The following is a 26829-nucleotide window of genomic DNA, read 5'->3' on the forward strand; positions in this document are numbered from 1 at the left end:
GTATTTTCAGAAGCCGGCGGTAGAGGCTTGCGACTTCGATCCGTCCTACACCGGGCAGCCGGTTCCGCTCGGAGACGATCCGAAATACCGTTTGCTGCTGAGTCTAGGCGCACAGGAGGGCAAGGTGCGGGATTGGGCGCGGGGGGAGCTAGAAAGCATTCAAGGCCAGCTGCCATGGAAGACTGCTGCAGGCGTTTTGGAACAGCCGAGGGAAGTTCGATCGCCTGGCAAACAGCCTGAGTTAAGAGCGCTAGATCCTTATAACAGTGTATCGCAAGCAGATATTTTGAACCGGGATGATCCAGAAGTCCAGGAACGGTTGAGTCATACGTATTGGGTGAAGCTCTCGAAAGCGGAGCAGGACAAGCGCTATAATGAAATCGTGCAAGGAATGAAGCAGGATGCAAAAGAAGAAGCCGATCATAGACGACGCGTGCAAAGCGGAATCGGCAATCCATTTATGGCGAATCTTGTTACAGGCGGATCAAATATGCTGGTTAATTCCATTGAAACCGCGGCGGTTGGATTACCAAGCACGATAGCTAAAAAGATTATGGGGCCGATGCCGGAAGGCTATGTGGATCCACTGGATGATCGCTATGGGAAGAGAGCGGGCGAACTGGCTGGAGAGGGAATTGGATTTCTGTTACCTTTCAGGTACGTCAAAATAGGGTCACCAACGTGGTTGGGTAAACTGAGCCCCACTGCAGTGCGAACGACGACCTCGGGGGCGATTTACAGCAGCACAGCCGAGTTGTCTGATGCCGCGACAGATTTTCGCCAAGATGGCAGCCAGAGTATGGGCAAGCGATTGGGAAATGTGGCTATGGACTCGGCGCTTGCAGGAGCCGGGGATGTAGCTGGGCATGCGGGAGGCCGGATCGTCTCAGGGGTATTGAAAAAGATTAACGTTAAACCAGCAGTTGAGTCTAACTTCAACACCCCAGGTACAAAACCTATTGTTGCGGCAAGTCCGCAAGAGCAGGTAGGATTTGCTAAGGTGGAAGGGCTTAGAGGGATTGAGGGAACGGGTTATACGATAATAAACATAAAAGAGATTTCTCTGTTATTAAAAACTGAACCGGACACAGCATTCTTCTGGTCAGGACGTACAAATGGTAAAGGAGGAGCAGATGTTGCAGAAGAAATTGCTAGATCTAATTCAGGGGTCACATTAGAATCTACAATTAAAGATAATAGTATTACAATGCCGGAATGGGATTTTAATAACCCAGGTTCAATTCAAGCTTGGGAAGATGTTTCAGCAGAATATGCGCGCCAGGTCAAAGGTGAGGTAAGAGCTGTAGTTGGGAAGGAACTTAGAATAGGTAACATATGGGAGAATATAGAATTGCCTCGATTGATCAAAAACCCTGAAATTACAAAAATCACTATTATTGATCCAGAAGATGGAATTAAAAAGATAATATTTGAGAGGGATAGATAAAATGAAAATTACAGGTACTATGTCGTATATCAAGGTAGAGATCGATGATAAGATCGTTAAAATTAATGGGGAAATGATAGTTGGTGGATTTGTTGCGTTCAAAAAAAGTATTGGAAACTGGGAATCTCCATTTGAAAGTGAAAGTATCGATGAGAACATGAAGGAACAAATTATTAGAGATGTAGTAAATCAGACCAAGGATTCTCATATGGTTATTACTTTTGAATAATGAGCTGTTTCTTCGAGCGAGAGAAAATAGATAATACTGTAGTAGTTTTATTCCTACTCGAATTTTTTTCTAGACTTGCAGGCAAAATTGAATCCAGATTACCTTATAAATTTTTTGAACATCATGGCTGGAGATAACAGTGTGAATCTATAAAGATATTGCAACTGGTGATGAGAGTTCTCGATCAAGTTGATTGTGCACTCACAACAGAAAAATTACCTGCGGTGCTTTAAGGTCTCCGAGATTTATCGACGCTAGGACGAAGATTTATAAACCTAGCCATACCCCACCTGCCTAACAAATACCTTGTTAGGTCACACAAAGTTGCCTGCCCTTCCAAGGGCAGGCAACTTTTTTTCCTGGTATATAGCCGATTAAGGCTATAATCTAGCCCCTTTAAGCCAATTTCATACCTTTTGTAGCTTCACAGCTTTAATGAAACATGCTATGATGATGCTCGAATTTAGACCACCAGTTTTTTCCTTTCGACAGCTTGAAGTTTCGACTATCTGTTAAGAAATGATCCTAATGAAGTTGTTGTTGCTATTCGCGGCAATAGTTTCGTAAGCGGTTCCACGATTGAAGCCATTCCGAAGTAAGCATGGTATGACATCGAGTTTTTCAGCCAGTTGTTCAAACTGATTTAACCGAGAGGAGATCAAAAAATGACGACGAGCAACAAGTATGCCTGGACCTGGAAGGTCAAGCCGGAGCGCCTGGAAGAATATGTAGAAATGCATCTTAACCCTTGGCAAGAAATTATGGAGGAGCACTCCAGAGCGGGAATCCGCAACTACTCGATTTTTCAGCAGGGCAATCAGTTCTTCTACTGCTTCGAATGTGATGATGTTGAAGGAGCATTCCGGATCATTGCGGAAAGCGAAGCCTGCGGACGTTGGAATGCGATTACTTCCACGATGGTGGAGGGCTCGTTCGATTTCAATGAGCCGCAGCCGATCGTACCTATGCGCGAAGTATTTTATCTAAAATAAATAAATCCAATTGACGGCTAATGGCCGCTTTCAGAAACATTTCCCTCCCTTGCCTGCCACTTCATAAGGTTTCGCAGTCCGGGCTGCTGTATACTAGTCGTTACCGAGGACGCAAGTTCGCGGTGTTGCAGCCCTATCACCCTTTTCCCAGAGCGTTTATGTGAGAGTGGGCGCGGATTAGGACCGGGCTGCAACCATAACCTTTTGTCTCCTCCTCTGCACTTGTGCGGGGGAGGACTTTTTTTGTTTTCAACACGGCCAGCACGGTCATCGCATCGGGCCATGCCGTAATGGATATATGGGGCTCCAGCTCCCGGCCTGCCGGGAGTTGTTTTTGTCTTTCCGTATGTATTTTCCTTTTACCGCCGATTCTGGTAGAACAGAGAGAGGTGGTGAACTCCTTGATAAAAAAGACAACGATCCTCGTCGCGGACGACGAGACCGAGATTGCAGACCTGGTTGAGCTGCATCTGAACAAAGAAGGTTTTCGAGTGGTGAAGGCTGCGAATGGCGAAGAGGCTCTGCGAGCTATCCAGCTCCACACGATCGATCTGGCCATCCTGGATATTATGATGCCGGGAATGGATGGGATGGAGGTAACGCGGCGCATCCGCAGCGAGCATCCGATGCCGATCATTATGCTGAGTGCCAAGACATCCGACTTCGACAAGATTTCGGGACTCGTTATCGGTGCAGATGATTATATGACAAAACCATTCAACCCAATGGAGCTGGTTGCAAGAGTGAACGCCCAGTTGCGACGCACGATGCTGTTGGCTCAGCAGTCCAAGGTGCCGGACAACATGATGGTCGAAGCAGCGGGGCTGGCGCTTAACCCTGAGCAGCGGAGTGCTGTTTTGTACGGTGAGCCCCTTGAACTGACGCCGAAGGAGTTCGACATCCTTTATTTACTCGCGAGCCATCCCAAAAAGGTGTTCAGTGCGGAAAATCTGTTCCAGCAGGTTTGGAAAGAGGATTATTACGAGGGAGGAAACACCGTGATGGTGCATATCCGAACTCTTCGCCGCAAGCTTGGTGATGACAAGGATAAGTGGATTAAAACCGTCTGGGGAGTGGGGTACAAGTTTAATGTCTAAAGGAATGAGAAGTTTTCGTGCCCGCATGATTTTGCTGCTTGGACTCAGTATGCTTTTTTCTGGCATTGTGACCTACGCTCTTTACAAGGCGCTGCAATTTTATTATTTGTCCGATGTTCGATATGAAGATGATACGTTAGCGAACTTGCGTCATTTTATTCGTAGCATAGGTGATTTGAATTTCTTTTTAATTATCTACGTACCGCTGACGATAGCTTTTTTCTACTTGCTTATGGCACCGTATGTCTCCTATTTCAAAAAAATATCTGCAAGCATTAGGCGGCTAGCTGAAGGTGATTTCACCAGCCGCATCGAGATCCGCTCTCGTGATGAGTTTCAGTCGATTGCCGAGGATATCAACCTCACAAGCGAGAAGCTCAAGCAGGCGGTAGAAAGAGGCGATTTCGCCGAGAGCAGCAAGGATCAGCTCGTGCTGAATCTGGCCCATGATTTGCGGACTCCGCTCACCTCTGTAATCGGCTACTTGGATTATGTGCTGAATGATAAGGATCTTTCGCCGGAAAAGTCCCGCCATTATACGACCATTGCCTACGCCAAAGCACATCGGCTGGAGACGCTTATCAACGAGCTTTTTGAGGTGACGCAGTTGAATTACGGGCTGCTGCCGATTGAGGCGGAAGAGCTGGATTTGGCGGAGCTACTTGCCCAATTGAGCGAGGAGATGTATCCGGTCTTTGATAAAAATGGTCTGACTGCCAGGCTTGATTTGTTCCAGCCGCTGCGGGTTCAGGGCAATGGTGAGCTGTTAGCACGCGTCTTCGAGAACTTGGCTATGAATGCCGCACGTTACGGCCGGGATGGCCGATATGTCGAGATCCGCTGCTTGCTTGAAGGCGAAGAAGCAGTTGTTCAATTCATTAATTACGGCAGTAGTATTTCACCAGAGGATCAGCCGCATCTGTTCGAAATGTTTTATACCGGAGACAAGGCTCGTCAGAGTGATTCCGGTGGCACTGGAATCGGTTTATTTATCGCCAAAAACATTGTGGAGCGGCATCAGGGCACGATTTCGGCTTACAGCGATGTTATCCGAACTTGCTTTGAGGTGAGGTTGCCTTTGCGGATGCGGTTGAAGGAGGATGGCTCCGGAGCGGCTTCCGCTGCAAAACTTTAAAAAAAGTTTAAGTTTACCCTGAGATTGTTTTTAGCTTTTTTCTATACTCTTATTTTATCGAAGGACGATAGCAGGAGGATGGAAGCTATGGACAAACGCTTGATTTGGATCGCGATCACGGCATTGCTGACATATGGAGTTTTGATGGGCAAGCCTTGGGAGACGAGCGGTCAGCCGCTTACAGGGGCCAACAAGTCCGAGCTTCAGAAACGGCAGACGAAGGTTAAACAGGAGCAGGTTCATCAAGGGAATCTGGTTCTCGTGAACTTAGACAATCCGGTGTCCGAAAGCGTTACGAAGGATAACATTATGCTTGCTGAACGTTTCAAAAAGACAACTATTGCAATGGCCGACCAGGACCTCCGGATTTCAGAGCGAACAGCGGAGCCCCTTTTGGAGATGATGGAAGCTGCGCGCAAGGACGGCGTGGGGGATTTTATTATCAACAGCGGTTATCGAACTCTTGCGGAGCAAGAGAAGCTGTATGTGGAGCAGGGGACGGAGCTTGCAATGCCCGCCGGACGGAGCGAACATAATCTTGGGTTATCGGTAGACATCGGGTCCTTATCGGGCAAGATGAACGTCACGAAGGAAGGCCGCTGGCTGCAGGAGAACGCCTGGAAATATGGTTTTATTTTGCGCTACCCGGAAGGGAAAACGGATGTTACAGGTATACAGTACGAGCCCTGGCACTTCCGCTACGTTGGATTGCCCCACAGCGCCGTCATGCAGCAGCAGGATATGGTGCTTGAAGAGTACCTAGACTATCTCAAGCAAACGAAGTCTATTAAGACAACGGTGGATGGTAAAACCTATCAAATTGAATATTATGAGGTACAAGTGCAGACCGAAATTCCGCTGCCGATAAACCGGAGCTACGAACTTTCGGGCAACAATAGGGATGGCATCATCGTTACGATATCCATGGAAGGAGGCGCAACCAGATGAAAAATATAAACGGCATGAATAACAGCGCCTCTGGCAGCCTTTCGAATTCACTTTTTGTGCAAAGTCACGACGCGGAAACAAGAGGCGGATCTAGGAAAGCCCCTGTTCTCATCCGCAGTCGGTGGGTAGCTTACTCGGCCCGTTTTCTGATCCTGCTGTATGCTTGTTTTCTCATTAAAGCTATATTGTTCAAGTTTGGCTCCAGTGATAGTGGATTCCTCTGGAACCAGCTTCAAACTAGCTTGAGCGACCCTCATCTCGTGAAGGATCGAATGCAAGCGGGCAATCTGGAGCCATTCCGACAAATGAAAAGTGATCTCAGGTATGGGTCTGTTAATGGATATACCAACTTGTTCGGCAATATAGCCATCTTTGTTCCGTTTGGGTTTCTGATGGGTTTGCTGACGTTCAAAAGAAATTTCCCATTACTTGCAGGAGCGGTGCTTTGCTTCGGCACAAGCTTGGCGCTGGAGAGTGCACAGCTATTGTTCTCGATTGGGCAGTTTGATGTAGATGACCTGATTTTGAATACTTCAGGTGGCTTGGCAGGGCTGATAATAGTCGTTGTGCTCAGCTGGATGTTCAAAAGCTCGGCAAAATAAAATGGTGTCCCCTCGGTGGGACACCATTTTATTTAATATTTATGAACGGTTACGCAAGTCTGTGATCTGAGCCTCGCTTAAGCCGCTTGCTGCGGCAATGACGGAAGTATCCAGTCCCATTTTCAACATATTCAACGCAATTTCAATCGCTTTTTTCTTTTCTCCCTCTGCCATGCCCTTCTCGATGCCTTTTTCGATGCCCTCTGCCATGCCCTTCTCCGTAGCCCATTGAATCATGGAAGCTTCGTCATGCAAATACTTTTGACGCTCCTCATATTTTCTACGTGCTTCGTGATCCTGGCTCAAAAACTCCAGCGTGTCCATTGCCTTTTTCAAGGTGGGCTCATTCATTTTCAATACCTCCCAATTAGCCTTGTCGGCTCCTTTCAAAAACAGTAACCAATTAATAAGGCCGCCTTCGAGTGAAATAGATTCTTCATTCAACTTGGACAATTCCATAAAATGAACTTCGATATCGTCCGTCAGCTCGAGCCCGGTTTCATCTTCCCTTAAATGAAAAATATTATGATATCGATTATTTGCAATAAACGAGTAATTTAAAATGTTTATGGTTACGCACTTCTTTAGCTCTGTATAGGATTGTCCTTCTTGAAGCTGGCTGGAATATCGTTTGCTCCAATAAAAAAGAGTACGTTTTTCAATGTCATATTTGTTAAACAGCTGCATCTCAACATTGATTAGTTTGCCCTCTGTCGTTCGAGCCCAGATATCAAAAATAGATTGTTTATCGAGTGGAGCATCTTTGTCGGTGTAAGGATTCAGTAGCACAATTTCCGTTAGCGGGGCTTCGCCTGATTCTGCAAACGTTCGATTCAGAAATGCGAGCAGCACATCTTTATTTTCTTCGCTGCCAAAAATCCGTTTGAACACAAAATCATTTTTCGGGTCGAGCAAATCCGCCATAGGAAAATCAGCTCCAGCCTTTTTGTTATTAGTATAACATGAGCAAAGAACGACATTGAAGCAAAGGCCGGAGTTTAATAAGGGGGAAAGGCCGGATTGACTTCATAAGATCAGTTGTACATTTTTCTTCCAACCTTCCCCGCTTTCGGTGTCTATACGCCGGAAGCTTTTTTTGCTAATGTAGGGAGGATGGTCTGAGGTTGATGGCAGAAGGATTCTGCCACTTCTTTTGCGAATTTCGGAAAAATATTCTATTACTAACTTTTTTATATTTATTTAATCGCACCCGCAACTTTCCGCAGCCTGGCTGCGTCAGTGACGGTGCAAGAGAGGGGGAACCTTCGTGGTAGAGCCTGGTCTCATACGAGCCGCTCAACAGGGCGATCGCGACGCTCTCGTGTCCCTATTGCGCGACATAGAGAATCACGTTTATCGGACCGCCTATTATATTCTGGGTAATGAACAGGACGCGTTGGACGCTTCGCAGGAAGCACTTATTCGAATTTATACCAAGATTAACTCCTACGAAGAGAAGGCGCAGTTCAAAACATGGATCCAGCGGATCGTCACGAATATTTGCATTGATAAATTCCGCCGCACGAAGCCGGTTGTTTCCATAGAAGAGCATGACATGGTCTTCCGGGAAAAGCAGGACGTGGAGGAAGAAGTCTTGTCCGCTTATGCGGCCAAGGATATTCGAGAGGCAATCGACAAGCTGCCGGATCACCACAGAGCTGTTGTTGTGCTTCGTTACTTACAGGATTTCTCTTATAACGAGATCGCGGATTCGCTTGATCTTCCGCTGAATACAGTAAAATCCTACTTGTTCCGAGCCAGACAGCAACTGCAGACTCTGCTCCATGATTATCAGAAGGGTGGTGTCCGAGGATGACTTGTCAAGAGGTGGTAGATTATATGAATCGATATCTAGACGGCGATCTTGACGAGCATGAGCGCTTGCTTTTAATGGAGCATCTCAACGAATGCCCGGATGATCAGGAACTGTTCGAGAGGCTGAAGCGGTTGTCCAGCGATCTCGAAGAGCTGCCGAAGATTGTTCCTCCGTTTAGCCTGGTGGACTCCATTTTACCGCAGCTGGCCGAGATCGACGACCTTCGAGACGCTAAGGCGGCATCACTTGAGGGCGTATCTCTTTCGTTGAACGAGTCAGAAGAAGCCGCTGCCGAGGAGGAATCAGAGTCCCCTGCTGAAGCTCGCTCCGTCCGGCGCAGTGGCGCTTCCCGCTTTAGCAAGCGCGCCCGCATCTGGACGGGCTCTACGGCAGCTGCAGCGGCAGCCGTCATCATCCTGCTGGCGGTGCCTTGGGGCTCGACGAGCCTAGATAAACAGCTCGCGATGGATGGAGGATCGGAGACCTCCCAAGCGGGAATATTTAATAAAAAGGCTGTAGAGGAAGAAAGCAGCGCAGCACAAGCCAGCAATATGCAGAAGCGTATCGCGGATGCTCCTGAGTCTTCGGCAGATCCGCTCCAGCAGGGAGGTACTGTACCTACGGCAACCGATCCTGAGCGCTCGCTTTCGGGTGATTCAGCTAAGGGACAGAACGAAATAAACAATAATAGGATCGGTCCATCTGTTCCATCGGGAGGCGGTAAGGGCTCCACGACTTATCCGTCGCCGGGCAGCGGCGGTTTCAACAACGATGCTCCGGGCGGCTGGTCAGCTACACCTGGCTTCACTTCACCCTCTCCGGATGGTATTGCCAACCAAAGAGGATTGATGGCGGTGCCTGAGGTGACCTACTCGCCGGACGGCCAATACAGCTATTCCATCAGCCAGGGCTGGGTAGTCATTCAAAAAGAGGACGGCGGCAAGCAATTCGACCATACTTTCGAGGGGGCCATCACGGAACCGGCATGGAGCGGTGACAGCCGTTATCTGACGGTAGCCGTGCAGGCAAAGGCAGGCCAGGTCTTGACGTATAAGATCGATGTGGAGGATGGGTCCTTCGAAAAAACAGAGGGTTGATAAGCACAAATTAGCGGGTATTTGCGTATACTGTCTTAAGCGGTATGCACCGGGGCGGACGCGGCCCCTGGCATCGTATGACCATCGGCGAAGGGTACCTAGGATCCCTTCTGTGCGATGTTTATATAGATGTTCCGATCCTCGCGGCAAGGGATGTCTTCGTCTTCGGACGGGGGCATCCCTTGTTTTGGTCTTGCAGCGGCTTGCTGTAGCAGGGAATCTGTCCTATGATGGGACAACAAGCAGGGAGGATGAAGCGTGATGCAGGCAAGGGATGCGATGAAAGAAATTCGCGCCGGCCGAATCGCCCCGGTGTATGCGGCATTCGGCAAAGACCGTTATCGGATGGGGCAATTCGCCGCCATGCTGACAGATAAGCTTTTGGCTCCAGAGGAGAAGGAGCTGGGCATGGTCCGCTTCGACACGTCGGAGACGGCGCTGGAAGAAATTGTAGCGGAAGCGGAGACGCTGCCGTTTTTTGTGCCGCGCAAGCTGATTGTCGTGCGAGATAGCGCGGTACTATGCGCTGCGGCCAAGGAAAATGGAAAGCTGGACCATAAAGTGGAACGGTTCTTATCTTATATGGAACAGCCTTCCGAGACGAGTGTTATTTTGTTCCTGGTACAGGCGGACAAGCTGGATGAGCGTCGCAAGATCGTCAAGCTGCTCAAAGAACGTAACCTAATCGTTGCCTTTCCGGAGTTGACCGAGGGAGAGCTGGCTACATGGGCAGTGAGACGGGCATTGGACCAGAAGCGTACGCTGGATGAAGATGCTGCACAGCTGCTCGTCGCTCGGCTCGGCACGGGCATGCAATTGCTAGCTCAGGAAGTGGATAAGCTTTGCTTATATGCCGGTGAAGGCGGCGTCATCGCTAAAGAGGATGTATCCCGGCAGACGGCGGCCAGTGTGGAAGAGGATGTATTTGCGCTGATTGATGCAATTGCAGAGCTGCGCATGGACCGCACGCTGGGGCTCTATCGCGAGCTGCTGCTGCGCAAGGAGGAGCCGATTCGTATCGCGGCTCTCATAGCTCGGCAACTGCGTATCATGCTTCAGATCAAGGAGCTGGAGAGGCATCGGTACTCGCCGCAGCAAATGGCAGGCCAGCTCGGGCTGCATCCTTACGCGGTCAAGCTAGCTGCAGAGAAGGCCCGGCGCTTCGAAACGGCTGTGCTTGGTAAACATTTGGCGGCGTTAGCGGATCTGGACTTTAAGATGAAGACGGGTCAGGTGGAAAAAGAGCTCGGCCTCCAGCTGTTTTTCCTTTCGATGGGAGCAGATGCGGTCGCAGCAGGAAGTGCGTCTGGTAGCCTCTCCGGGTCAGTTGGGAGCAGACGGGAATAAGCCGGCCAAATCAAAAAAAGGCAGCCTGGGTGAAAATCATCCAAGGCTGCCTTCTAAATTTAGTTTCTCCCATGTCCCTTCTCGTCTTGTCTTGACTTAGCATCGACGAAAATCGGGTTGGAGTAGAACCACAGATCATTGTAGTTCCGCTCATTAATCTCCTTGAAGCGTGCCTCATTATCCTCGGTTGAGGATTTTACGTCCACGAGCGGCTCTCCATTCAACGTTTCTCCCTCTACATTGACACCGAGGTTAGTGCCGCGCAAACGGAAGTACATATCTTTCTCCGTTACCTTCACAGGATAGCTCATTTCATAATAGCCGTCCTTGGTGGCCCTCCAGTCCTTGCTCGTGAAGCGTTTGAGCACCTTTGTGGAGCCGTTGGTTTCGTTGTTGTAAACATCCGTACCCGGCTGAGCCTTGCCTTTGACAACGCCGGAGATTAGATCGATGTGATCGACCTTCACAGGATCGCCGTTATTGTTCAACTTTGGACTTTTGAAACGGATTTTGAGCGTGATGATATCGCCGCGCTTCGCTTTCAGCGTCTCACCCATTTCAGCCCTTTGGCCGCCTTTGCCAGCCTTGAAATCCAACTCGTTGATTAGATCGCCGAACACGGAGAAGGATTTGCCGGAGCGCATGCCTTCCATAACGTCTTGCATATCGTTGCCTTTGACGTAGGTGTAGTTTTTGGAGTATTGGCCAGGCGCGTATCCACTGGAGTAGAGACGATTGTCGCTAATATAAAAATGAGCATCGGAATTCGAGAAATTCCAGAAATGACGGCCTTCGCCGAGCAGTGCATCCCAAGCTCCACCGAGCTTGGCAAGCATGTAATCCGAGCCGCCGTAGGTGCGGTTTTGTGGCGTCTCAAGGTTCAAGCCGCCCCGATCGGGCTCCATTTGATTGCCAACCATGCCCTCGAAGCCGAAAGCTACATTCGGAGCGATGTTATTGAAATCGCGGAAGTCAGTAATCGTATATACCGTTTTGCGAGAAGGATGGTTGAAGATAAGGAAGCTGTTGTTGCGCATATTGGCTTCAAGCCATTTGAACGCTTTGCGTGCATCCGCGGGAGTGGTAAAGGCACGGCTGTTTTTAGCTTCCCACTTGGTGATGTCCGCAGGATCGAAGTATTTGGCTTCACGGTTAGTGAACAAATATTCAAACTCGCTAACGGCTTTCAGCAGTTCAGGAGAGTTAGGCTTGTCCGTCATGAGGCCGACGCCAGCATGTTCATAGGTAGGAATGTCCCACTCGAAGCTGGTAAACATAATTTTCCCTGGGTATTTCCCAGCATCTTGCAACGCATTGATTTTGGGAATCCCATAGTCGGCCATGCCTTTGGACAACGGGATGGGCCCGCCAGGAATTTCTTTACCCTCGTCATCCCGTTTCTCCATGCGCAGATGATCGGAGGTCGCCATCCAATCCAGGCCATATTTATTGAAGCCGAGATCCATCACATTTGTGAGGGAATACTGGGCATCATCAGACTGATACGTATGAACATGATATTCTCCAGCCAGCCATTTTCCGCGTTCTTCTTTTTGCATGGGCATGGGTGCGGCCGAGACAATTTGCATGAAGCTGAGTGTGGATAAAGGCAAGCTAAGAATAAGAGCGAGATGTTTTTTCCTCATTGTCAAAGATTCCTCCAGTATGTCTGGTATCGAAACTATCCTCGTGGTGTCAAGGCCAGTGTAAGTTCAGACGGAGGAAAATACAATTTAAAGTATTGTAAAGTGGGCTTAAATGAGCCAGTAAAAACAAATAACCCCGCTCCGGGAAGGAGCGGGGTTATTCAGCCTAAGCGGACATTAAGCTTGGGACGTCAGGACGTTCAGCTTTTTGGCCAGGCGGGATTTTTTGCGGGCTGCTGCGTTTTTATGGATCAGGCCTTTAGTAACGGCTTTGTCCAGCTTCTTCGTAGCGACGATCAGGGCAGCCTTCGCTACTTCTGCATCGGTACCAGCAATAGCGACATCAGCAGACTTTACAGCCGTGCGGAGCGCCGATTTTTGGGAAGCGTTCAAAGCGCGGCGTTTTTCGTTCGTTTTCACGCGTTTAATAGCGGATTTGATGTTTGGCACTTGAGATTCACCTCCTACAAGGGGTAACACCCCGTACTGCAACACAACTTAAAGTATCTTATCATGCACATGTCCAAATTGCAACCATTCAGGAAGGATGAGGGAACGTCCGCAGAATAAGAAAACGACATATTTAACACACTAAGGGAAAACCGGGCAGAGGAGCTGTAGCGTATGACCCATGATATCGATTTGAGCCTGTATGCCGTGCATACCGACCTAGCGCTGGAAGCGAAGGAAATGGCGGAGCAGAGCAATGGAGGGCCGATTCCGGGCGTTGTTTCGGAGTCACATGAAGAAGACGGTATTACGATTACCCGGTTGCAGGTGCAGAACGAAGCAGGCTCGCGTGCAATCGGCAAAATTATCGGCAATTATGTGACGTTCGAGGTGCCGGAGCTGCGCACGCATGACTCGGAGCTTGGAGATAAGGTGGCGACGAGCTTTGCTAAGGAGTTCGAACGCTTCCTGCAGCAAATCGGTGTAGCAACGGATGCCGGGGTTCTAATCGTCGGCTTGGGCAACTGGAATGTGACGCCGGATGCTCTGGGACCGCTTGTCGTGGAAAACACGATGGTAACGAGACAGTTTTTTGAGTTAATGCCGGATCAGGTTGCACCGGGATATCGAGCGGTCAGTGCGGTTGCACCGGGCGTACTTGGTATTACGGGTATTGAGTCGAGTGAAATCGTGCAGGGCATCATCGAAAAAACACGTCCCGATCTTGTCATCGCCATTGACGCGCTGGCTTCGCGCTCGCTGGAGAGGGTTAACACAACTATTCAAATTGCGGACACAGGCATTCATCCTGGCTCTGGCATAGGCAACAAGCGCAAGGGGCTGACGAAGGAAATACTCGGCGTTCCTGTCGTAGCAATTGGTGTTCCAACGGTTGTGTATGCCTCTACACTAGTGAATAGTGCCTTTGATATGATGAAGAAGCATTTCCAGAAGGAGCAAGGAGATACGAGCCAGCTGATGGGGCTGGTCGACCAACTGGCGGAGCAGGAGAGGCTGGCGCTCGTCAAAGAGGTTCTCTCTCCACTGAAACATGATCTCTTGGTCACGCCAAAAGAAATCGACCAGTTCATCGAAGATATTGCCAATGTCATCGCCAGCGGATTGAATGCGGCACTGCATGAAGCTATCGATACGAACAATGTAGCGGCGTATACTCACTAAAAGGTATTCCTTTAAAAAGGTAGAGCAGTACCGCATGAAGGCAGACATTATGTACAAAACTTGTTGGGCATGGCCTCGGTACTGTACCGGGTTCATGCCTTTTTGCATTGTTATGACCAGCCATACGGGCCATACAGCTCAAAATGACGAAATGATACCATCGAAATCTAGCGGCCCTCCTATTCTCTTTCTTTTTGCTATCTTCGTTCTATCAGTTCTCCAGCGCTCATAGATTAGTAGCAGACCGTGAATCGTCACCGGCGAAATCCGTGCGGCTTCAGGAGGACAACAATGAAACGAACCTTTATTCAGGCAAACATAGGCAGCTTGCGCATCCGGCGCTTTTTGACCGCAGGGAGAACCTTTGCCGTCATGAGTTTATGCTCGATGATGGTGTTCGTATTTGCGGGAGCTTTTTCCATGGTGAGGGAACATCAAGGGGCAAGCTCGCTAAAAGGACTTGCATCCGTGGTTTCAACCGCGTTTTTCGCGGATATGCTAGGAATGGAAATGCCTTCGTTCCGCAACCCTGCAGACAGCCGTTTCTCAGACCGTCAGCTTAGCGGCTACGTTCTGGAAAAGCTGACGGAAGTCAATCCCTCCAATCCGCGCAGCCTGCTGGCGGCCGGTTTGCCTGGCATGCCGGCTCCTGGAAGTCCAGTTCTGCCGCTCCAGGAAGCGGAAGGCGGGCAGAAGCCGCCTCAGGGGGAAGAGGAGCCCGCGCCGGGTCAGCTTGGATCAGAGGAGCCTGATGGCCATGATGCCGGAGCGGAGGGCATAGGCGAAGGTGTAGGCCCGGTCGGGGAAGTTCCGGATGCGCCGGCCGGAGAGAACGGAGCCGGCAGTGGAAGCAATTCGCCGGACAAGCCTTCAAGCGAGGCTGGCGGACAGGGGCGTAAAGGCGTTTTTATTTACCAGACACATTCTAGGGAGTCATTCGCACCGGAGCTAGCTGACGGCAAAAGCGATCCCCAGTCAGACAAAATCAATGTTGGTCAGGTAGGGAAGAAGTTGGCAGAGCAACTGGAAAGCATGGGTATTGGAGCGCTTCACTCCAGCGTCGATTATCCCACCGCGATTCCTGGATATGACTGGCCTTTGAGTTATAAATACTCTAAAAAGACGGTTACGGAAGCAATGAGCACAAACAAGGATCTCCGCTATTTTATCGATATCCACCGGGACTCGCAGAAGCGAAAGTTGACAACTATAGCATTCGATGGCAAGGACTACGCTAAAGTCTTTTTCGTCATCGGTAAGGGCAATCCGAACTGGAAGCAAAATGAAGCATTCGCCGAGGCGATTGATGAGCGTCTGGAAAAGAAATACCCCGGCTTGTCCAGAGGGATTTTAGGGAAATCCTCTAATGGCGGCAGGAACAATGGCGAGTACAATCAGTCTCTCTCCGCCAACAGCATTCTGGTCGAGATGGGAGGCGTGGACAATACTTTGGAGGAATGCTACCGGACTACGGAGATTTTGGCCAGTGTGATTGCAGATCTGTATTTTGAGGACCAGAAGGCATAACAAGAGGAATGGACGCATTCGGTAATTTCCGGCGATCCAATTTCCCCCAATATTAAGGAGGAACCAAGCATGAGAAAAAGCCCGCTGAAATGGACGATTGTAGGAGCTGCGCTGGCGGCGGTACTGCTGTTCGGCATGGAAATGACGGCGGGCGGCATCAGTCGGGTTTATGGACCGGTGGAGGGCAGCGAGCCGGCCAAGGTTGGCCGTTATGCTGAAGCGGCTCGTGAGCTGGAAATACAGAAGGCTGAGCTGCAGCAGTTAAAGTATGAAGCTGAACTGAAGCGGCTCCAGAGCAAATATGGCATAGCCCCACAGGAAAAAGAGCCTGCGGTGGAAGCCTTTCTCGGTGATGAGGAATCGGTGTACACCAGCAATGGGGAGAGCAACAATCTTCAAGGCGAAGCTGCAGATAGTTATGCGAACAGCGGGTATTCCACCCGGCTGCCTGGCATAGAAGACCCCGACGGCGAAACAGGCGTGAACCGGTTGGCAGACGGTACAGCAGGCATGCTGCAAAGTGTGTCGAGTTCAGGAATCCGCTTCATCGTGACGCTGTTTGACTCCATGACACAGTAGTCGCTGGCGGTTCTCATTGCCCCCCTCATCCCAAAAAGGTATAATAAAGGTTAGTCATATTGAGGGGTGTGGATAGCAAAGCATGGCAGACGTACGCGACCGCCAAAAGAAGATACGGAATTTTTCCATTATCGCGCATATCGACCACGGAAAGTCCACGCTGGCTGACCGGATTCTTGAGCATACCGGCGCGCTAACTTCCCGTGAAATGCAGTCCCAGGTGCTCGATCAGATGGATCTCGAGCGGGAGCGCGGTATTACGATTAAACTGCAGGCTGTACGCCTGTCCTACAAGGCCGATGATGGCGAGGAATATATCCTCAACCTGATTGATACCCCAGGACATGTCGATTTTACGTATGAAGTATCCCGCAGTCTTGCGGCCTGTGAGGGAGCTTTGCTCGTCGTAGATGCGGCACAGGGGATCGAAGCACAGACGCTGGCCAATGTGTATTTGGCGTTGGACAACAATCTGGAGATAATACCAGTCATCAACAAAATCGATCTGCCGAGCGCCGAGCCGGAGCGCGTTAAGCAGGAAGTTGAGGATGTAATCGGCTTGGACGCCAGCGATGCAGTTCTCGCTTCTGCCAAGGCTGGTATCGGCATCAAGGAGATTCTGGAGCAAGTTATTAAGAAGGTTCCAGCTCCAACCGGAGACCCGGATGAGCCGCTGAAGGCGCTTATTTTCGATTCCCACTACGATCCCTACAAAGGCGTTATCGTTTATGTTCGCGTTGTAGACGGTAGCATTAAGGCTGGCAAGAAAATTCACTTCATGGCAACTGGAGCTGAATTCGAAGTCATCGAGGTTGGAGCGTTTAAGCCGCGCATGTCGATCGTGGACGAGTTGGCTGTTGGCGATGTCGGTTTCATCGTAGCCGGTATCAAGAACGTTAAAGATACCCGCGTCGGTGATACTGTTACCGAGGCCAAGCGCCAGGCGTCTGAGGCGTTGCCGGGCTATCGCAAAATCAATCCGATGGTATACTGCGGCCTGTATCCGATCGAGAACACGGATTACAACGATTTGCGTGAAGCGCTTGAGAAGCTGCAACTGAACGACGCTTCCCTGACGTTCGAGCCGGAATCATCGACAGCGCTCGGCTTTGGTTTCCGCTGCGGATTCCTCGGCCTGCTCCATATGGACGTTATCCAGGAGAGAATCGAGCGCGAGTTTAACATTCCGCTCATTACGACAGCTCCGAGCGTTATTTACAAAGTTACGCTGACGAGTGGCGAAATCCTGCACATCGACAATCCGTCCAACTACCCGGAGGTCGGCAAGATCGAGCATGTCGAGGAGCCATACGTCAAGGCAGGCGTCATCGTACCTAACGATTATGTTGGTACGGTTATGGAGCTGTGTCAGAACAAACGCGGCGAGTTCGTCAACATGGAGTATCTGGATACGAACCGCGTGACGATTACGTACAACATTCCGCTGTCGGAGATCGTGTATGACTTCTTCGATCAGCTTAAGTCCAGCACGAAGGGTTATGCTTCCTTCGACTATGAGCTGAACGGTTACCGCCAGTCCAAGCTGGTGAAGATGGATATCATGCTGAACAGCGAGCCGGTTGATGCTCTCTCGGTCATCGTGCATCGCGATCGAGCTTACCAGCGTGGTCGGATCATCTGCGAGAAGCTCAAGGAGCTGATTCCGCGTCAGATGTTCGAGGTGCCGATCCAGGCGTCCATTGGGCAGAAGGTTATTGCTCGTGAGACCGTTAAGGCGATGCGCAAAAACGTACTTGCCAAGTGTTACGGCGGTGACATCAGCCGGAAGCGCAAGCTGCTCGAGAAGCAGAAGGAAGGCAAGAAGCGGATGAAGCAGGTCGGTAATGTCGAGGTGCCTCAGGAAGCGTTCATGGCCGTTCTGAAAATCGACGAGGATTAAGATTACAAATGCTGGGGGAGGGCTGCGGCCCTCCTCCAGCGGCATTTGAGGACCTCCTGCGGGTGCAGCGCGATTGCTAATGCCCGGTTGAACGGAGGCTCCTTGCGAGGAGGGCTGCCATATGGTGCAGCACGCGCCTAGAGCGCTTTACATTCATATCCCGTTTTGCACGAATAAGTGCCATTACTGCGACTTCAACTCCTATATTCTCAAAGGCCAACCGGTAGACGAGTATCTCACCGCTTTGGAGAAGGAGATGGAGCTTACGCTGGCTCAAACTCCTGCCCAGCGCATCGATACTGTGTTCGTGGGCGGAGGAACACCTACGGTGCTCACACCACCGCAGATGGAACGATTCCTGGCTGCAGTGAGGAAGCATTGGCCCCTGCATGAGGGAACCGAGTTCACGATGGAGGCCAATCCCGGCACGACCGATCCTGACAAGCTGGCGGTCATGTTCGCAGGCGGCGTCAATCGACTGAGCTTCGGTGTCCAGTCGTTCGACAACGGGTTGCTAGAGCGAATCGGTCGTATCCATAATGTAGATGATGTTTATCGCAGTTTGGAAAATGCGCGGGCTGCAGGCTTTACGAATATGTCGATTGACTTGATGTTCGGCCTGCCTAAGCAGACTGTAGCCATGTTGTCCGACAGCGTCGACAAGGCGCTTGCACTGAATTTGCCGCATTACTCGCTCTACAGCCTCAAGGTGGAGGAGAACACTTTGTTCCACCATATGTACGAACGCAATGAGCTCCCCCTGCCAACGGAAGACGAAGACCTGGAGATGTATCTGCATCTCATCGGCCGTCTGCAGGAAGCGGGATACGAGCATTACGAAATCAGCAACTTTGCGAAGCCCGGTTATGAGAGCAAACACAACTCTACCTACTGGCGTAACGAGCCGTACTACGGTCTCGGCGCCGGTGCACATGGTTATCTGAAACGCCATCGCCATGTGAACATCAAAGGCGTACAGGCGTATATCGATTCCGCGCTGCAGCAGCTGCCCCGTCTCTCGGGAGAGACGATCAGCGAGGCGGAGGCGATGGAGGATTTCATGATGGTAGGCCTGCGGCTGATGGATGGGGTGCGTTGCGCTGACTTCGAACGTCAGTTCCCTGGTCACACGATCGAGGAAGTCTTCGGCGAACAACTGGAGCCGCTGCTCCAGGAGGGGCTGCTGCTCCAGCTGGACGAAGGCGAGCATGGTTTGCTGCCAGGAGGTACGCTGCTGCGTCCTGGCCGTGGTTATCGTTTGACGCCGCAAGGCGTGTTGCTTGGCAATGAAGTATTCGGGGCGTTCATCGGCGTTCTGGATAAAGCAGTTATTTCTTAGAGTCGAAGGAGATAGTTCCCCTTGAAAACAAACCCTAATCAAGAAATACCCGCAGCTGAAGAGGTTGCGATTGATCCTGTAGTCGAGCTGAAACGCGCGGCAAGCCGTACTTCCGACTGGCGTGCTAGACTGAACGCTGCCAAGGAGTTAGGTGCGCTCAGGGCGCCTCAGTCTGCCGCCATTCTGCGTCGCTTGCTCGCTGAAGATCCTGTGTACACGGTGCGTGAGGAAGCTTATCGTCAGTTGACTAAACTCGGTGAGCACGCTGAGTCTCCTGCCCGTAAAGACTCTGTACAGGTGAAGGGACTGCCGAAGATCATCGTCCGCATCCGCAAGAGCCTGGCTCAAGGACATGAATATGTGGAGTTCAAGGAAAAGCTTAAAAAGATGAGGCTGGATGTATACGACGTGCTTGAAGGCGACAAAGGCGACGGATTTGACGCCTGGCTGGAACAGCAGTGGAAAGCTTCGTTTTAATCATTAAGGAACCGATCTGCAAGCTAGTCTGGCGTCCCCGGGCTAGCTTTTTTTGTTGTTCTTACCCTGACTGTGTAATCCTTCTCATGCCTCATCAATGGGCATGTGTCTCTTCTATGTAAAATAATCCAAAAACCCTCTAAACTTTACTTATCAAGTATCCGATAGTAAAAAAAGATCAGAAATAGGTTCTTTAGTCCTGATCCAATGAGCCTATATTCGTGAAATAGGGAGGGTCTTTTAAAATGAAAAAGGTGTTTAAGCTTGGCTGCTTAGGTTTTGTTGGATTGCTTTTACTCGTTATTGTGGTAAGCGTGATTTCCTCAAACAATGACAAACCGGCTACTACCACGGAAAACACGGAAAGCGGCACATCGACCGAAGCCGTTTCATCACCTGCCAAAGAAGAAGTAGAGGAGAAACCTCAGCTGGCCAAAATTGGAGAAGAGCTTCAAGTTGGGGATGTTGTTTTCAAAGTAAATAAAATTAAAACAACCAAGGAAATTAAAAATGGAGAGTACTTCTCCTTCAGTCCGGATTCGGAAGGAAGCGTGTACCTTGTCGTCAATGTCACTGTTTCCAATAAAGGCAAGGAAACTATAAGCACTGATTCGTCTTTCTTCAAACTTCTGAAGGATGACATTGAATATTCACCTACAACTCTATTAGGTGCAGAAGGATTCTTCTTGTATGATGGAATAAATCCAGGCTTGGCTCAAACGGGAAATGTAGCTTTTGAAATTCCGGAAACTCTTAAAGACTACACATTAAATGTACAAACAGGTTTCTGGGGAACTGAGCAAGGTCAAATCACCCTTAAGTAAGGCAAGCGATATCGACCTAACATTAGAACAAAGAACCTGCAGTCAGTTGACTGCAGGTTCTTTGCATTATACCTAACTGTTGTCCAATTCTTCAGCACTTTTATTGCTTAAGGATTCGACTATTTCATTTGTCTCAGGGGGCTGAGGTAGCTGACGAAACAGCCATAACCATCTTGCAAAGGCCGCAAGGCTAATAATCAGAGCAAACCATGCTGAAACCCATACCGAATTGGATATGACGGGGTATCCGTTGCCGATAGGACCGACTCGGGGCCGACTAGACTCCCACCAAAGATGCACGAGTCTTATCGCACATAAAATAGACAAAATACCAGTGATGGTCAGAATGATTGCTGCTCGGTAGCGTTCTTTCAACAGTTCTGTCACCCTTTCCCCATTTTAATCAAGCATAGCGTAATCGGAGAGAGTGATACAGAATTTCCCATCTAATCCGATCCTCCATCGGAAATTCCTCTTGAGCATTAATTCGCAATGTTGTATATTTATTCATATTGCTGAGGGTTGCCGAGGGGAGGAGAAACGTATGCTTGTGAAAGAAGCACTATGCCGCCAAGCGAAGAGCGGCGATGTTGATACTTTGTATGAGCTGATCAAGGGCTACGCCGAGAAAGGGATCATGCTGCCGAGGTCCAAGGACGTTCTCCTCCGGCAGATTGATACGTTCGTCATCGCGGAGATTGACGGAGAGATCGTCGGTTGCGGCTCTCTGACACGGCTCGGATTGGATTTGGTTGAGATCCGCTCTCTTGGCATTAGCGAGGGCTATAAGGGCTGTGGCATCGGCAGCAAGCTTGTAGAGCAGCTTATCCAGCAGGCCAAGGAGCAGCGTATTCCCAAGATCATGGCGCTTACGTATGAGGTGCGGTTTTTCGAGCGCAACGGATTTTCTGTCGTTGATAAGGAGATTTTTCCGGAAAAGGTCTGGACCGACTGTGTCAACTGTCCGAAGCAACATGCCTGCGACGAAATCGCCGTACTGCGATATATATGACAAGCACCCACTCGGATAAACGAGTGTATGCAATTCAACTCAAGCGGCTGTCGAATCTGAAGATCGGCTGCCTTTTTTATGTGTACGCCCAATCTTCGCTTCAAACGCCAAACCGACTTGACAATCGTCAAGCAGGTTTGGTATTTTTGTAATGAATGTTAGCACTCGATACAGTGGAGTGCTAATGAATAATCGCAATCCCGGCAGACTTATGCGCCGGAGACATGCAGAGGAGGAAGGTTACGGATGTTGACAGAAAGGCAGCAGCTTATTCTTGGCGCAATCATCAATGACTATATCCGTTCTGCCGAACCTGTAGGTTCTCGGAGCATATCCAAGCGGGGAGATGTTTCCTTCAGTCCCGCTACTATTCGCAATGAAATGGCGGATCTGGAGGAGCTAGGCTTCCTTGAGCAGCCTCATACTTCTGCAGGCAGAGTACCGTCTACGAGGGGCTATCGATATTTTGTCGATCATCTAATGAAGCAGGAAGCTGCGACGGAGAGTGAGCTGCAAGCGATTCGCTCCTTTCTTTCGAGTCAGATGATGGAAGCGGAGCAGGTCATCCAACATGCAGCAATGATTATTTCCAACCTGACCAACTACACTTCGATTGTACTGGGGCCAGACTCCGTCAATCAGGCGTTGAAGCATTTTCAGCTTGTGCCGCTCGGCGGAGACAAAGCTGTGGCAATCGTGGTCACCAACACGGGTCATGTCGAGAATCGCACGGTCACGATCCCGCAGGATCTGGATATGAGCGATATCGAACAGGCGGTGCGTTTTCTCAATGAGAAGCTGAGCGGGGTGCCGTTAACTCGTCTTAAGTCTCGTCTCTTCTCTGAGGCGGGCGAAGAGATGGGCCGTTATGCGGATCAATGCGAAGGACTGCTGAGACTGATTGAGCAGGCGCTGACACCGGAGAGCGACAGTAGATTGTTCATGTCGGGGACGACGAACATTTTAACACAGCCGGAATTCAAGGACGTAGACAAGGTGAAGACCATCTTCAGCTTGTTGGAGGAAACGCCGGCGATGTTGCGCCTGTTCTCCGCTATGCCGTCAGGGCTGCAGGTGAGAATCGGCACAGAGAACGACCATGAAGCGATTGCGAGCTGCAGCCTCATTACGGCTTCATATACGATTGATGGCCAGCAATTGGGCACGATCGGTATTCTGGGGCCGACAAGGATGGATTACGGACGGGTTATTAGCCTGCTCGGCGTGTTCGGCAGCAACCTCAAGTTGCTGCGTCCCGGACACTGAATCGAGAACCCGCGACGCATGGAATCAAGGCTGATGGGCGGTTTACCGCTGCTGGCTTGCTACATTTATTCCATGCGCCAGGCAACCATTTATGGGAGGTGAGCATGCTTGGACTTCAAAAAGAATACGATAGATGAGCAGAACCAACACACGGAAGCGGAGGATATTCTCTCCCCGGATCCGGAAACAGTCGATCAGGCTACTGCTGCTGCAAGCGGCGAGCCGTTAGAAGCGGTACAAGACGCGTCCCAGAGCGTCGACAGCGAAGATCAGGCATCTGAGAACGAGGAAGATCCGCGTTATGCGGAGCTGGTCCGTCAGGCTGAGGATAATCAGCAGCGCTTTTTACGCGCGCAAGCGGATTTTGATAACTTCCGTCGCCGCACCCAAAAGGAAAAAGAAGAGCTGGGCCAATACGCTTCCTCGAAGCTGCTGACCCAATTGCTGCCGATCGTTGATAACTTCGAGCGTGCGATGGCTGCCGCTTCTGGTACCGGTGATTCTGAATCGCTCGCCAAGGGCGTTGACATGATCTTCCGCCAATTGCAGGGCGTGCTGGAGCAGGAAGGGCTGAAGGCGATGGATACGGTCGGTCAATCCTTCAATCCTGAATTCCATCAAGCGGTTATGTCGGTGGAGTCGGATGAGCATGAGGAAGGCACTGTCGTAGAAGAGCTTCAGAAGGGTTACACGCTTAAAGACAAAGTGCTTCGTCCAGCAATGGTCAAAGTAAGCGGCTGAAACGCTTAAGCTGCTTTTAAGATACACAGGTTATACTTATAGGAACAATTACGGTTAATTTAGGGAGGACTATACGATGAGTAAAGTAATTGGCATTGACCTTGGAACGACCAACTCCTGCGTAGCAGTAATGGAGGGCGGCGAAGCTGTCGTTATTCCGAATCCGGAGGGTAACCGCACGACTCCTTCCGTTGTAGGCTTTAAGAAAGACGGAGAGCGCGTTGTAGGCGAGACGGCGAAACGTCAAGCAATCACGAATCCAGATCGCACGATCATGTCGATCAAGCGCCATATGGGCACGAATCACAAAGAAACGATCGACAGCAAGGATTACACACCACAAGAGATTTCCGCCATCATCCTGCAAAAGCTGAAATCCGACGCTGAGGCTTACCTTGGCCAAACGGTAACTCAAGCGGTTATTACAGTTCCGGCTTACTTCAATGACTCCCAGCGTCAAGCGACGAAGGATGCGGGTAAAATCGCGGGTCTGGAAGTGCTGCGTATCGTCAACGAGCCAACGGCAGCTGCTCTTGCTTACGGTCTGGAGAAATCCGAAGATCAAACGATTCTGGTCTATGACCTTGGCGGCGGCACGTTCGACGTGTCCATCCTAGAGCTTGGCGACGGCTTCTTCGAAGTTAAAGCGACGAGCGGTGATAACAGCCTTGGCGGCGATGACTTCGACCAAGTTATCATCGATCATATCGTATCCGAGTTCAAGAAGGAGCATGGCTCCGATCTGTCCAAAGATAAAGCTGCTGTGCAACGTCTGAAAGACGCGGCTGAGAAAGCCAAAAAAGAGCTGTCCGGCGTTATGACAACAACGATCAGCCTGCCGTTCATCACGATGGTTGACGGAGTACCTCAGCATTTGGAGCTTAACCTGACTCGCGCCAAATTCGAAGAGCTGGCTGCTCCACTTGTAGAGCGCACGCTTGGACCGACACGCCAGGCGCTCAGCGATTCCGGCCTGTCCACAAGTGAAATCACGAAGGTCGTTCTGGTTGGCGGTTCCACCCGTATTCCTGCCGTACAGGAAGCGATCAAAAAGCTGACCGGCAAAGAGCCGCATAAAGGCGTTAACCCGGATGAGGTCGTTGCTCTCGGCGCTGCTGTGCAAGCCGGCGTTTTGACTGGCGATGTTAAGGACGTTGTCCTGCTCGACGTAACTCCGTTGTCCCTCGGTATCGAGACAGCTGGCGGCGTGTTCACTAAAATGATCGAGCGCAATACAACGATTCCGACGAGCAAATCCCAGGTATTCTCGACGTATGCGGACAACCAAACAAGCGTAGAAATCCACGTGCTGCAGGGCGAACGCTCGATGGCTCGCGACAACAAAACGCTGGGACGCTTCATGCTGGGAGACATTCCTCCGGCACCACGCGGTATCCCGCAAATCGAAGTGTCGTTCGACCTTGACGCCAACGGTATCGTTAACGTTAGCGCTCTGGACAAAGGCACTGGCAAAAGCCAAAAAATTACGATCACATCGTCCAGCGGCCTCAGCGATGAAGAAGTTGAGCGCATGATGAAGGACGCCGAGCTGCATGCTGAGGAAGACCGTAATCGCAAGGATCTCGTCGAGGCTAAAAACAATGCTGACCAGCTGATCTACTCCGTTGATAAAACGGTGAAAGACCTGGGCGACAAAGTAGACGCAGGTGAGATCGAAAAAGCGAACACAGCGAAGGAATCTCTGCAAACTGCCGTTGCTGGTGATGATCTGGAAGCGATCAAAAAAGCAACTGACGAGCTGACCGAAATCGTACAGCAGCTGTCCGTTAAGCTTTATGAGCAAGCGGCTCAAGCTGAGCAGGGCGGTGCTGGCGAAGCCGGTGGCAACGCGGGCGGACGCGACAATGTTGTGGATGCCGACTATGAAGTCGTGGACGATAAGAAGTAAAAAAGGTACGATAGATATATAGCGAGACCTAAGCAGCTCCGCCTTATTCCGAGCAGCGCTCCGGCTTTCCGCCGGGGCGTCAGGAGGGAGAGGGCGGTTGTTGCATGTAGACCGGTATTTTCATGGGGGTGACAGAGGTTGGCGGATAAACGCGATTTTTACGAGGTGCTTGAGTTAGAAAAGGGTGCTTCGGCAGAGGACATCAAGAAAGCATACCGCAAGCTAGCTCGCCAGTATCATCCCGATGTCAACAAGGGAGCCGATGCGGAGAGCAAGTTCAAGGAAGTCAAAGAAGCCTATGACACCTTGAGCGACGACCAGAAACGCGGTATCTACGATCAGTACGGACATGTGGATCCGAACCAGTTCGGCGGAGGCGGAGGCCAAGACGCTGGTGGTTTCGGGGACATTTTTGATATGTTCTTTGGCGGTGGAGGCCGGCGTGATCCTAATGCCCCGCAACGGGGCAATGATCTGCAATATACGATGACAATTGAGTTCAAGGAAGCGGTATTCGGCAAAGAGACCGAAATTACAATTCCGCGTACCGAGAACTGCGATCCTTGTAACGGTTCTGGCGCCAAACCAGGCACGAAACCGGAAAATTGCTCCGTCTGTCGGGGAACTGGACAGCAAGAAGTTGTACAGAACACGCCTTTTGGCCGTATGGTCAATCGTCGCGCTTGTACGAACTGCAGCGGTACGGGCAAGATTATCAAGGACAAGTGCAGCAATTGCCATGGCGCCGGCAAAGTCAAAAAGCAGCGTCGCATCACCGTGCGCATCCCGGCTGGCGTCGACGAGGGCGCTCAAATTCGCCTGAACGGCGAGGGAGAGGGCGGTACACGCGGCGGCCCGAACGGCGACTTGTACATCGTTCTTCGCGTCAAGTCGCATGAGTTCTTCGACCGCGAAAACGACGACATCTACTGCGAGGTTCCGCTCACGTTTGCACAAGCTGCGCTTGGAGACGAGATCGAGATTCCAACGCTGACGGAAAAGGTTAAGCTGAAGATTCCTGCAGGTACGCAGACCAGCACGTATTTCCGTCTCAAAGGCAAAGGTGTGCCTAAGCTTCGTGGCTATGGCAATGGCGACCAGCATGTCAAAGTGACTATCGTCACTCCGACTTCGCTGACGGATGAGCAGAAGGATCTGCTCCGCCAGTTTGGCGGTCTCGGCGGCAGTACTTCCGTCGGAACGGATTCCGAGGAGCATCACGAAAGCATTTTTGATCGGATGAAAAAAGCTTTCCGCGGCGACTGAT

The 26829-nt window shown here is 50.6% G+C and carries 24 protein-coding genes and 1 pseudogene; 22 read left to right on the forward strand and 3 right to left on the reverse strand.

The window, feature by feature from the left end:
• The 7 genes and pseudogenes from CGZ75_RS25700 to CGZ75_RS02140 all read left to right on the forward strand — a co-directional run.
• Positions 1 to 1447: pseudogene (locus CGZ75_RS25700) on the forward strand (hypothetical protein); the annotation flags it as partial.
• Between the two features lies 1 nt (position 1448).
• The gene (locus CGZ75_RS02115) at positions 1449 to 1676 is read left to right on the forward strand and encodes an Imm74 family immunity protein (protein WP_089522652.1); all 228 of its coding nucleotides are present in this window, start codon (positions 1449 to 1451) and stop codon (positions 1674 to 1676) included.
• 665 nt (positions 1677 to 2341) lie between these two features.
• Positions 2342 to 2668, forward strand: a complete 327-nt coding sequence (locus CGZ75_RS02120; RefSeq protein WP_089522653.1) for an L-rhamnose mutarotase — start codon at positions 2342 to 2344, stop codon at positions 2666 to 2668.
• Between the two features lie 404 nt (positions 2669 to 3072).
• Positions 3073 to 3765, forward strand: a complete 693-nt coding sequence (locus CGZ75_RS02125) for a response regulator transcription factor (RefSeq protein WP_089524510.1) — start codon at positions 3073 to 3075, stop codon at positions 3763 to 3765.
• Positions 3758 to 4900, forward strand: a complete 1143-nt coding sequence (locus CGZ75_RS02130; RefSeq protein WP_089522654.1) for a sensor histidine kinase — start codon at positions 3758 to 3760, stop codon at positions 4898 to 4900. The genes CGZ75_RS02125 and CGZ75_RS02130 overlap by 8 nt, the downstream gene beginning before the upstream one ends.
• A gap of 87 nt (positions 4901 to 4987) precedes the next feature.
• A complete protein-coding gene (locus tag CGZ75_RS02135; protein WP_176444645.1) occupies positions 4988 to 5848 on the forward strand; it encodes a M15 family metallopeptidase in 861 nt (286 codons plus the stop codon).
• Positions 5845 to 6450 carry a VanZ family protein gene (locus tag CGZ75_RS02140; protein ID WP_089522656.1) on the forward strand — a complete coding sequence of 202 codons (606 nt, stop codon included), beginning with the start codon at positions 5845 to 5847 and terminating at the stop codon, positions 6448 to 6450. The genes CGZ75_RS02135 and CGZ75_RS02140 overlap by 4 nt, the downstream gene beginning before the upstream one ends.
• A gap of 39 nt (positions 6451 to 6489) precedes the next feature.
• Here the strand turns inward: CGZ75_RS02140 and CGZ75_RS02145 are convergent, their stop codons facing one another.
• A complete protein-coding gene (locus CGZ75_RS02145; RefSeq protein ID WP_089522657.1) occupies positions 6490 to 7374 on the reverse strand; it encodes an Rpn family recombination-promoting nuclease/putative transposase in 885 nt (294 codons plus the stop codon).
• A gap of 343 nt (positions 7375 to 7717) precedes the next feature.
• On the opposite strand from CGZ75_RS02145, the gene CGZ75_RS02150 reads away from it, so the two are divergent.
• From CGZ75_RS02150 to holA, 3 genes are all read left to right on the forward strand, one after another.
• Positions 7718 to 8266 carry an RNA polymerase sigma factor gene (locus tag CGZ75_RS02150; RefSeq protein ID WP_028597116.1) on the forward strand — a complete coding sequence of 183 codons (549 nt, stop codon included), beginning with the start codon at positions 7718 to 7720 and terminating at the stop codon, positions 8264 to 8266.
• The gene (locus tag CGZ75_RS02155; RefSeq protein WP_089522658.1) at positions 8263 to 9363 is read left to right on the forward strand and encodes an anti-sigma factor family protein; all 1101 of its coding nucleotides are present in this window, start codon (positions 8263 to 8265) and stop codon (positions 9361 to 9363) included. Before CGZ75_RS02150 ends, CGZ75_RS02155 begins: the two co-directional genes overlap by 4 nt.
• Positions 9364 to 9624: 261 nt before the next feature.
• Positions 9625 to 10710 carry a DNA polymerase III subunit delta gene (holA, locus tag CGZ75_RS02160; protein WP_089522659.1) on the forward strand — a complete coding sequence of 362 codons (1086 nt, stop codon included), beginning with the start codon at positions 9625 to 9627 and terminating at the stop codon, positions 10708 to 10710.
• 59 nt (positions 10711 to 10769) lie between these two features.
• On the opposite strand, the gene CGZ75_RS02165 is transcribed toward holA, so the two are convergent.
• Positions 10770 to 12356 (reverse strand): S-layer protein, encoded by a 1587-nt coding sequence (locus CGZ75_RS02165; RefSeq protein WP_089522660.1) that lies wholly within the window; start codon positions 12354 to 12356, stop codon positions 10770 to 10772.
• 177 nt (positions 12357 to 12533) lie between these two features.
• The gene (gene rpsT, locus CGZ75_RS02170) at positions 12534 to 12806 is read right to left on the reverse strand and encodes a 30S ribosomal protein S20 (RefSeq protein WP_089522661.1); all 273 of its coding nucleotides are present in this window, start codon (positions 12804 to 12806) and stop codon (positions 12534 to 12536) included.
• Positions 12807 to 12980: 174 nt separating this feature from the next.
• Here rpsT and gpr point away from each other — a divergent pair, with 174 nt between their 5' ends.
• The 12 genes from gpr to dnaJ all read left to right on the forward strand — a co-directional run bounded on the left by gpr (position 12981) and on the right by dnaJ (position 26828).
• Positions 12981 to 13988: a GPR endopeptidase gene (gene gpr, locus CGZ75_RS02175; protein WP_089522662.1), complete on the forward strand. Its 1008-nt coding sequence runs from the start codon at positions 12981 to 12983 to the stop codon at positions 13986 to 13988.
• A gap of 291 nt (positions 13989 to 14279) precedes the next feature.
• On the forward strand, positions 14280 to 15515 hold the full coding sequence (gene spoIIP, locus CGZ75_RS02180) for a stage II sporulation protein P (RefSeq protein ID WP_089522663.1): 1236 nt from the start codon (positions 14280 to 14282) through the stop codon (positions 15513 to 15515).
• Between the two features lie 69 nt (positions 15516 to 15584).
• Positions 15585 to 16094, forward strand: coding sequence for a hypothetical protein (locus CGZ75_RS02185; RefSeq protein WP_089522664.1), 510 nt, complete (start codon positions 15585 to 15587; stop codon positions 16092 to 16094).
• Positions 16095 to 16176: 82 nt separating this feature from the next.
• Positions 16177 to 17994, forward strand: a complete 1818-nt coding sequence (gene lepA, locus CGZ75_RS02190; protein WP_089522665.1) for a translation elongation factor 4 — start codon at positions 16177 to 16179, stop codon at positions 17992 to 17994.
• Positions 17995 to 18115: 121 nt separating this feature from the next.
• Entirely contained in the window at positions 18116 to 19333 is a 1218-nt protein-coding gene (hemW, locus tag CGZ75_RS02195; RefSeq protein WP_089522666.1) for a radical SAM family heme chaperone HemW, read from the forward strand.
• A gap of 45 nt (positions 19334 to 19378) precedes the next feature.
• On the forward strand, positions 19379 to 19810 hold the full coding sequence (locus CGZ75_RS02200; RefSeq protein WP_089524511.1) for a HEAT repeat domain-containing protein: 432 nt from the start codon (positions 19379 to 19381) through the stop codon (positions 19808 to 19810).
• A 245-nt stretch (positions 19811 to 20055) separates the two neighbouring features.
• Positions 20056 to 20634, forward strand: a complete 579-nt coding sequence (locus CGZ75_RS02205; protein ID WP_089522667.1) for a DUF4352 domain-containing protein — start codon at positions 20056 to 20058, stop codon at positions 20632 to 20634.
• Between the two features lie 544 nt (positions 20635 to 21178).
• Positions 21179 to 21646: an N-acetyltransferase gene (locus CGZ75_RS02210; protein WP_089522668.1), complete on the forward strand. Its 468-nt coding sequence runs from the start codon at positions 21179 to 21181 to the stop codon at positions 21644 to 21646.
• Between the two features lie 246 nt (positions 21647 to 21892).
• Entirely contained in the window at positions 21893 to 22912 is a 1020-nt protein-coding gene (hrcA, locus tag CGZ75_RS02215) for a heat-inducible transcriptional repressor HrcA (protein ID WP_089522669.1), read from the forward strand.
• 108 nt (positions 22913 to 23020) lie between these two features.
• Entirely contained in the window at positions 23021 to 23653 is a 633-nt protein-coding gene (gene grpE / locus CGZ75_RS02220) for a nucleotide exchange factor GrpE (protein WP_245850667.1), read from the forward strand.
• Between the two features lie 76 nt (positions 23654 to 23729).
• Positions 23730 to 25562 carry a molecular chaperone DnaK gene (dnaK, locus tag CGZ75_RS02225; protein ID WP_089522670.1) on the forward strand — a complete coding sequence of 611 codons (1833 nt, stop codon included), beginning with the start codon at positions 23730 to 23732 and terminating at the stop codon, positions 25560 to 25562.
• Between the two features lie 138 nt (positions 25563 to 25700).
• Complete coding sequence (gene dnaJ / locus CGZ75_RS02230; protein ID WP_089522671.1) at positions 25701 to 26828, forward strand: molecular chaperone DnaJ; 1128 nt, start codon at positions 25701 to 25703, stop codon at positions 26826 to 26828.
• Position 26829: the final 1 nt, after the last annotated feature.

Origin of the sequence: Paenibacillus herberti (assembly GCF_002233675.1) — a bacterium.
Lineage (GTDB): Bacteria > Bacillota > Bacilli > Paenibacillales > Paenibacillaceae > Paenibacillus_O > Paenibacillus_O herberti.